Source organism: Lutispora sp., assembly GCF_041687175.1.
GTDB lineage: Bacteria > Bacillota > Clostridia > Lutisporales > Lutisporaceae > Lutispora.
On record NZ_JAWLCK010000120.1, the window covers coordinates 1 to 7,743 of the forward strand.

At 38.0% G+C, this 7,743-nt stretch carries 10 protein-coding genes; 9 read left to right on the plus strand and 1 reads right to left on the minus strand.

Annotated elements, in window-relative coordinates; genetic code table 11:
- The 9 genes from ACESM9_RS13085 to ACESM9_RS13125 all read left to right on the plus strand — a co-directional run.
- Nucleotides 1–964, plus strand: a 964-nt coding sequence (locus ACESM9_RS13085; protein WP_372999464.1) for an N-acetylmuramidase domain-containing protein, incomplete at its 5' end; no start/stop codon positions are given.
- 14 nt (nucleotides 965–978) lie between these two features.
- Nucleotides 979–1,629 (plus strand): hypothetical protein, encoded by a 651-nt coding sequence (locus ACESM9_RS13090; protein ID WP_372999467.1) that lies wholly within the window; start codon nucleotides 979–981, stop codon nucleotides 1,627–1,629.
- Between the two features lie 441 nt (nucleotides 1,630–2,070).
- Complete coding sequence (locus tag ACESM9_RS13095) at nucleotides 2,071–2,229, plus strand: hypothetical protein (protein WP_372999470.1); 159 nt, start codon at nucleotides 2,071–2,073, stop codon at nucleotides 2,227–2,229.
- A gap of 425 nt (nucleotides 2,230–2,654) precedes the next feature.
- Nucleotides 2,655–3,839 carry an IS110 family transposase gene (locus ACESM9_RS13100; RefSeq protein ID WP_372999491.1) on the plus strand — a complete coding sequence of 395 codons (1,185 nt, stop codon included), beginning with the start codon at nucleotides 2,655–2,657 and terminating at the stop codon, nucleotides 3,837–3,839.
- A 33-nt stretch (nucleotides 3,840–3,872) separates the two neighbouring features.
- The gene (locus ACESM9_RS13105; RefSeq protein ID WP_372999473.1) at nucleotides 3,873–4,499 is read left to right on the plus strand and encodes a hypothetical protein; all 627 of its coding nucleotides are present in this window, start codon (nucleotides 3,873–3,875) and stop codon (nucleotides 4,497–4,499) included.
- Nucleotides 4,500–4,529: 30 nt separating this feature from the next.
- Nucleotides 4,530–4,979: a hypothetical protein gene (locus tag ACESM9_RS13110; protein WP_372999476.1), complete on the plus strand. Its 450-nt coding sequence runs from the start codon at nucleotides 4,530–4,532 to the stop codon at nucleotides 4,977–4,979.
- Nucleotides 4,980–5,475: 496 nt separating this feature from the next.
- Nucleotides 5,476–6,306, plus strand: coding sequence for an REP-associated tyrosine transposase (locus ACESM9_RS13115; RefSeq protein WP_372999479.1), 831 nt, complete (start codon nucleotides 5,476–5,478; stop codon nucleotides 6,304–6,306).
- Between the two features lie 35 nt (nucleotides 6,307–6,341).
- Nucleotides 6,342–7,055, plus strand: coding sequence for an RHS repeat-associated core domain-containing protein (locus ACESM9_RS13120; protein ID WP_372999482.1), 714 nt, complete (start codon nucleotides 6,342–6,344; stop codon nucleotides 7,053–7,055).
- Between the two features lie 136 nt (nucleotides 7,056–7,191).
- On the plus strand, nucleotides 7,192–7,365 hold the full coding sequence (locus ACESM9_RS13125) for a hypothetical protein (protein WP_372999485.1): 174 nt from the start codon (nucleotides 7,192–7,194) through the stop codon (nucleotides 7,363–7,365).
- Between the two features lie 95 nt (nucleotides 7,366–7,460).
- On the opposite strand, the gene ACESM9_RS13130 is transcribed toward ACESM9_RS13125, so the two are convergent.
- Nucleotides 7,461–7,743 (minus strand): IS66 family transposase (locus tag ACESM9_RS13130; RefSeq protein ID WP_372999488.1); only part of this gene is annotated, 283 nt, incomplete at its 5' end.

Below are 7,743 nucleotides of genomic sequence, written 5' to 3' on the forward strand. Positions count from 1 at the left end.
CTTTGGATACACAGGGTATCAATATGATGTGTATGCAGGATTGTGGTATGCACAGGCAAGATACTACATGCCGGAGACAGGGAGATTCATATCGGAAGACCCATGGCCGGGAGATATGACAGATCCACAGACATTGAACCCATATCCTTATGTGGTCAATAATCCACTAAAGTATGTGGATCCATTAGGACTGAGACCGGCTTATGGAGTTTACAGTTGGGAAATGCCTGAAAGAGATCCTGTTGCCAGCACAACAAAGAATGTTACAGAAAAGAATACTAAGAATAATACCAATTATAGCGATTGTACTCAGGGGACGGGTAATGGTGGAGATAAAAGCTCCATTGGCTCTGTCTCTGAATTTAAAGAAAAATATGGAGATATAATAGATGAAATGGCAAATGAACTGGGCGTAGACCCCGATCTCTTAGCAGCGGTTATTCTTGTAGAATCGTCTGGGTCGGGATTTGTTGACGATAACTTGAAAATTCGCTTTGAAAACCATATCTTTGTAGGTAAAGCTGGTCATTCTGATTTAATTACACATGGTAGCCCTAAATGGACAGGACATCAATGGAGAAGTAGTACTAAAGAGAAATGGCAAAAAGTACATACTGGCAAACAATCGGGTGAGTATGCGGCATTTGAATTTGCATTAAGCATAGATGAGGATGCTGCATATGAGTCAATTAGTATGGGCATGGGACAAATAATGGGCTTTAATTATAAGGCTGCTGGGTACAATTCAGCCAAGGAAATGTATGAAGACTTTAATAAGGGAAATGAACAGCAACTAAAGGGAATGATAACATTCTTTAAGAATTATAATAATGGAAATACGCTAAAAGCGTTACAAAAAGGAGATTTGAAATCCTTTGTAACACAGTACAATGGTGATGGGCAGGTTGAGGCATACACTAATCTTATGCTTAAGAAAGCTGAGATATATAAAAATACAAAATGATTGGAGTGACAAAAATGAGTAGCAACAAGCTGAGTTTCTTAGTAGTAATTTTAGTTATATCTTTTAGTGGACTTATAGGATGTAATGGCACACAAAAAATAGAAAATTCATCATCTACATCAACAACTGTAAAGCCAAAGCAAACCGATGCAACAAACCAAGTAACTAATGTTCCAAGCAACACTACATCGCCATCGGCAGATACAGAGACAAAAATTGAATACAAAGAGAATGTATGTACTGACAATGAAGAGGTATTGTTTAGTTTTAAGCTAGCAAATTCGCCCAAAACATTATCTGTATGTGTATCAAAAACACAGCAGGATTATATAATATACAGGTTCGGAACAAAAGATAAAATCGAACTTGAATTTCCTGAAAACAAAGCTGATTCATGGAGCAAGTTCACCTATTCATACTATTTGCGTGGGGGTGGAGCGGGGAATGAAGGAATGGATTTAAATTACCTATCTTTTGAAAACAATGGATATAGCTATAAAATTTATCAAGAATTTACTACCGAAGATAATAAGACAAATGTCGGAATAAAAATTATAGACAAGGCAACAAACAAGGAAACGGATATTAAGGGCTTAAGTGATAGTATTGAAGGCAGCTTGATAAATCTAAGAGAAAATGAGAAAATAAAAACAGAAATTTTGTAAGAAATGATTAACTGTGGTTGCATGTGGATAGTTTAAATCGGAAGAGACAAGGACATTTGTGCCAAGTGTGTAGGGTACAGCTTGGTCTGGCACCTGCAAAACAGCTTAAAATGTGGGCTTTATGGTAGTGCCGACCACCTACTGACAAACACGCGGTTATTTTCGACCATCTATGCCAAATGCCACAGCCCGCATTGCGGGCTGATGTGATCCGAGGGGAGGTCGCTTGCGACCACCCCTCTTTAACCTGCATGGTTTTCGACCGGGGGGTTCACATTAAAAACGTGTGAAAAATTGCAAAAGGAAACCTCAATCAAATCGCTTTAAAATTTGCTTCAAAAGTCCGATGGGGTATCGTAACCTTACTCTCGATTAGAAAACGCCACACAGGGCAAACACGTCGCAACAAAAGGGTAAGAAAAATAAAGACCAGTTGTTGCAATGGATTCAGCAAAAAATGCGGTTTCTAAGTCTTCAGAAAAAATAAACAAAAAAACTGGTGAACCCCTCCTTGACCACCTTTTTGAGCCCATGATAAAATGGAGCAAGGAGGGGGGTTTAAGGGGGGGACGAGTTGATACTCCAAACCTAACTTCTTAATATTAATCGAATTAACGGCAGAGAAGAAATCTAAATGATTTTTTTCTCTGCTTTTTATTTTTATCGAGTCTTTATTTCTCTTGTCTTCATTTTCATTTACTCATCTTTAAACTTTCCTCCAAATTTGACTTGTATTTGTCAGCTATCAGAGTTAACATCACACACAACTAAAATTCGATTCAAGCAAAACCTAAAGTTTTTTTATCATCAAAGTGCTTGAATCCAGGCTCGTGAGCCTAGCACTGAAAAACAGTGCAAATCACGTAATCTGTCACACTTGGATTAGATAGGTTGCCGTCCCCTTGCGAGACCCCAAAAGGGTTAACGCTCTTAAATTGAGGTTGCCGGTATGAGAGATGGAGACAAGAAAAAAGGAGAGGATACATATTTATCAAAAAAGAAACACCTGCTTTATTGGAATCGATATGCACAAAGACATCCATTGTGCAGTGGTTATTGACTGCTGGATGAATAAACTGGGTGAAATCACCTTTGAGAACAGACCCTCCAAATTTCCTGCATTCGTTGAGGATGTGAGGAAGGTATGCGGTGCAAAGGAATTTGTATTCGGACTTGAAGATACCAGAGGTTTTGGAAGAAACCTGTCAGCCTATCTGGTGGGCAGGAAGTTTGATGTCAAGCACGTAAATCCGGCTTATACAAGTGCCGTAAGGCTCTCCAATCCCATTGTTTACAAGGATGACTCCTATGATGCTTACTGCGTTGCCAGAGTATTAAGGGATATGGTAGATGCCCTTCCCGATGCAAAGCATGAGGATATCTTCTGGACTATCCGGCAGCTTGTGAAAAGGCGTGACCTGCTTGTGAAGAATAACGTCATGAACAAAAACACGCTTCATAATCAGCTTATGTACTCCTATCCAAGCTACAGAAAGTTTTTTGCAGAGATTGATGGCAAAAGTGCATTATGCTTTTGGGAAAACTATCCTTCACCGGAGCATATTCAGAATACTACACCGGAGCAGGTTTATGTGACCTTGAAAGTAATCAATCAAGGCTTGAAGAGGGAACGGATACATGAGATATTTGCAATGATAGAAAACGATGGTGATACGATGAAGAACTTTCAAGAGGAAAGGGATTTCATCGTCAAAAGCCTTGTTAAAAGCATAAGGAGCAACCTCGAGCAGATTAAGGAAGTTGATGTTGAACTTGAAAGGATAATTCCACTGGCAGGCTATAAATTACGTACCATGCCTGGAATAGACCTTGCAACTGAGGCGCATCTAATTTCTGAAATTGGAGATATCAACCGCTTTCCTGATTCAGATAAGCTTGCCCGATTCATGGGGCTGGCTCCGGTACAATTCAGCTCTGCCGGAAAGGGTAAGGATGAACGCTGCCGGAATGGAAACAGGGTATTAAATGCAATATTTCATTTCCTTGCAATCCAGATGGTGGCTGTGTCTAAGGGTGGAAAACCAAGGCACCCGGTATTCAGGGAGTACTTTGAACAGAAGGTTAAGGAAGGCAAGAACAAACCACAGGCGCTTGTGTGCGTGGCAAGAAGGCTTGTGAGGATTATCTACGGCATGATGAAGACAAAGACTGAGTATAGACCGTTTGAGAAGACTGACGGAAAGAACTGATTTAAAAAGTACTCTTATGATATTGGAAGTAATTTGCATTTTTTAATTGAGATATTGGCACAGGAATTATATAATTGTAATAGCTCTTGTAGTGAGGGGACGGGTAAAACTAAAATTGGAAACATAGATACGAATCCAATAGTTGCAGCTACCACAGTTCCTCTAGCATCAACTGAAATGGGTAAGGTAATAAAGGATAATCCAATAATTGGTCTAGGAATTGGTATTGCTGCAGTAATGGCAGTAGCTCAAGAAATTAATGAGGGTATTAATAGCTATATTACAGATAAAGTAAAAGATGTGTTTTTCGCTAATGATGCAACGTCAAGTGACGAGAAGAGTACTGCCAAGTTACCAAACCAAGGAACGGTGAATGGAAATGTGGAAGGGGCTCCACCTGTTGATGCAGGAAAACAGGGGAAGCATGTACAAGGACACCCGAATAATGTTTCGTCAAAATCCCAATGGAAATCAGGTGAAACTGGTGTTAATGAGACACAAGAAGCATGGCAAAATGGTACTACTTTAAAAGATGGAACTAAAGTATGGGATGCAGGAAAAGTTGTAGGTCAAAATGGTGAAACCGGAGTAAGAGTTCATACTGATGGAAAAGGAAATATACATGGATATCCTGTTAATCCAGGTCAATATTTGAAATAGACTTATACAATTTATTAGAAAGGAGAAAATATGTTAATAACTGAGCTTGGAAATATCTGCTTTATAATTAATGGAGAAGTTATACAGTATATACCGATTAGGCTTACAAATATAGGAAAACAATTTCGGGTTGATGGACGCTATAAAGTAGAAGTTAAGAACATTAATGTTTGTAATGGAGAAACAAATATAGATTGCTTAATAGATAACAAAAACACGTCACCTTTAAATGGTTATTGCGAATCTGGTGAGGGTTTAGCTTTAATTAGTTTTGTAGTTAATAATGTTAAATTAAGCATAGGGGTAGAAGGTGATATACCAGGTGTTTATTATGAGTATATGAAAGATAGACTACGTATTAGGGTAACAAAAAAAGCATCATTAAAAAGTCTTACCTTTTATATTGCTTGGTTAACAATGAGTAATGAACAAGATGAAATACTTACATGGTTTGCTGCAGACCCTACGTTAACTTGTTAATAGTCAGGTGCTAGTCTATCGAAAGGATAGATAAGTAGGTTGGGTGCCAGTCTATCAACCTGTCAACTTATTGGCGTGAGGCTCTAGAAGAAAAGTCTTCTAGGGCTTTGCTATCAAAAAAACTCACAATATGGTATAATGTGGAATATAGTGAGATTTATTTGATATGGTAAAATCTTATGTACCAGGTGCAAAGGTTATTAGGTTATTGAAATACGACCCAGTACAAATATAACGAGTAGCCCAGGTGTAGCCCAGTACATAGACCTGGAAACCAATACAGGAGGCAGCAGACCGGGAAAAGGAAAAGGACACGCCTACGGCCATGACAAGAACAAGCATGTAGGTTAGGTGCCAGTCTGTTAACTTGTTAACTAAATTGAGGAATTTGAGTGAAACCTAAGTTAAAGACTTGGGTTTATTCTTTTATTTGGACAAAGTGTGTGGTAAAATAAGGAAATAGGAGCATGTATGAAAATACCGGGATGTGATTAAGATGGGAAGATATGCAAGAGAAGAAATAGCAGGCGGATACTATCACGTAATTGCAAGAGGAAACAATCGAGAGTATATATTTAATAAAGATATAGATAAAGGTTATTTTCTTAAGCTGTTGAATGAAAGCAGGCAGAATATGAGATTCAAGCTTATGGGCTATGTACTGATGGACAATCATTATCATCTGCTGATGCAGACAGACGATGTAAAACTCCAGAGAATAATGCACCATATCAACAATAAGTATAGTAAATACTTCAATGCAGTGTACGAAAGATGCGGGCATGTATTCCAGGGAAGGTACAAGGCTTCTGTTGTTCAAAATGAGCAGTACTTACTGAAGGTATTGGCATACATACATCAAAATCCTGTGAAAGCGGGAATTGTAAAAAGGGTTGAAGATTACAAATGGAGCAGTGATAAATTCTATAGGAGAAAATCCAATGGATTTATAGAAACAAGTATGATAATTGAAATGATAGAAGAAGGATACAGGAAAAGTAATAAAAAATACGATGATATAATGAATGAAATGGAAGAAACCGATTATGATACATTGAAAGAAATAGGAGACAGAGCATATGAAATAATGATGAAAAGCAGTATAAACACAGAAAAGAGACCAAGTCTGGATGAGATAATGACAGAGGAAGTAGAAAGCAAAGAAATAATAAACAAAATATTGAATGGAAGTAGGGAAAGCAGATACAGGGAATACAAGTTGAAGTATGCAAGAAAAGCACAGGAAAATGGATATACACTAAGAGAGATCGGCTCAACTTTAGGCCAGTCTGGGGTATCGATTTGGAAGCTGCTAAACAATAGATAAGTTAATAAGTTAACAGGCTGGCACCTATTTACTACATGCCGGAGACAGGGAGATTCATATCGGAAGATCCATGGCCGGGAGATATGACAGATCCACAGACATTGAATCCATATCCTTATGTAGTTAATAATCCACTAAAGTATGTGGATCCATTGGGATTGAGACCGGCTTATGGAGTTTATAGTTGGGAAATGCCTGAAAGAGATCCTGTTGCCAGCACGACAAAGAATGTTACAGAAAAGAATACTAAGAATGGTACCAATTATAGTGATTGCGATCAGGAGACGGGTGAAGTTACAAATAGAGAAGAATTGGTACGACGAATGGAAAACGGTGAATCTGTTATCTGGGATGGTGTAAATCCGGATTTATTAGATGCAAAAGATAAGTTTGAAGCTGCAGTCAAAGCCAAAGGTTGGAGTATCACATATACTTCAGCTTACAGGCCAATTGAGTACCAGAGACATTTATATGAACTTAACAAAAAAGTACAAAGTGGAACAGCAACAAAAGAAGAAATTGATGATTATAATAGACATGGTCTAGTTGGTGTTGTGGCTAAACCAAATCCTAATGCACCGCATACCAGGGGTGTAGCATTTGATGCAGTTATATTTGATGCTGATGCTAATAAATTAAATAGTAAAGACTTTATTAATTCAGAACTTCTAGAAGTTGTTAAAGACTCAGGTTTATTTACAATATTTGAACCTAAAAAGGACTTGATTCATTTCCAGCTAGTAGAGTAGCATAAAGAAAGGGTTAAGCTAGTTTAGACTTATTATCAATGGGGGCATATTTTAGTTATAATTATTAATAAACATATTTGTGCCCCCATTTAGATTATTTGCAAATCATTCTGATATTTATAGGAGCGTGGAAAACTTGAAAAAAATGCTAGCTATCTTGTTTGTTATGGCAATGTATACAGCCTGTTTAGTAGGATGTGATGCTACACATTTATCAGAAAAAGATAATACTAATTCAATACAATCAAGTAGTGAACCTAATGTTACTACGGAAGACAAGACTAATATCGAACAAGATTCAGATTATTAGGTTAGGTGCCAGCCTGTTAACTTGTTAACTGTAAACGTCAAATAACATAGTGGATAGAAAAAAAGCAAAAACTCGTGTAAACTAAAGTTTTTGCTCTACTTGCAGGTACTTTGAACTTCTAGGCTCCATGGAAGGTAATCTTCAAGGAATTCCGGGTGTCGTCCGAACTGCACACCTGGCAGTTCACTAAATATATAGTAAAGATATTTGTAAGGATTCAGACCATTAGCCTTAGCACTTTCAATCATGCTGTAAACTGCAGCGCTTGCAGCAGCTCCCTTGGGGCTTCCGCTGAACAGCCAGTTCTTTCGTCCAATGGTGAAGGGACGGATGCTGTTTTCGGCAAGGTTGTTGGAAATGGAACAGTTGCCATCCTTT

What these genes read in the sequence shown, in the direction of transcription:
- ACESM9_RS13095 (WP_372999470.1), top strand. Translation starts at nt 2,071, where the DNA reads ATGGATTCAGCAAAAAATGCGGTTTCTAAGTCTTCAGAAAAAATAAAC.
- ACESM9_RS13110 (WP_372999476.1), top strand. Translation starts at nt 4,530, where the DNA reads ATGTTAATAACTGAGCTTGGAAATATCTGCTTTATAATTAATGGAGAA.
- ACESM9_RS13090 (WP_372999467.1), top strand. Translation starts at nt 979, where the DNA reads ATGAGTAGCAACAAGCTGAGTTTCTTAGTAGTAATTTTAGTTATATCT.
- ACESM9_RS13120 (WP_372999482.1), top strand. Translation starts at nt 6,342, where the DNA reads ATGCCGGAGACAGGGAGATTCATATCGGAAGATCCATGGCCGGGAGAT.
- ACESM9_RS13115 (WP_372999479.1), top strand. Translation starts at nt 5,476, where the DNA reads ATGGGAAGATATGCAAGAGAAGAAATAGCAGGCGGATACTATCACGTA.
- ACESM9_RS13100 (WP_372999491.1), top strand. Translation starts at nt 2,655, where the DNA reads ATGCACAAAGACATCCATTGTGCAGTGGTTATTGACTGCTGGATGAAT.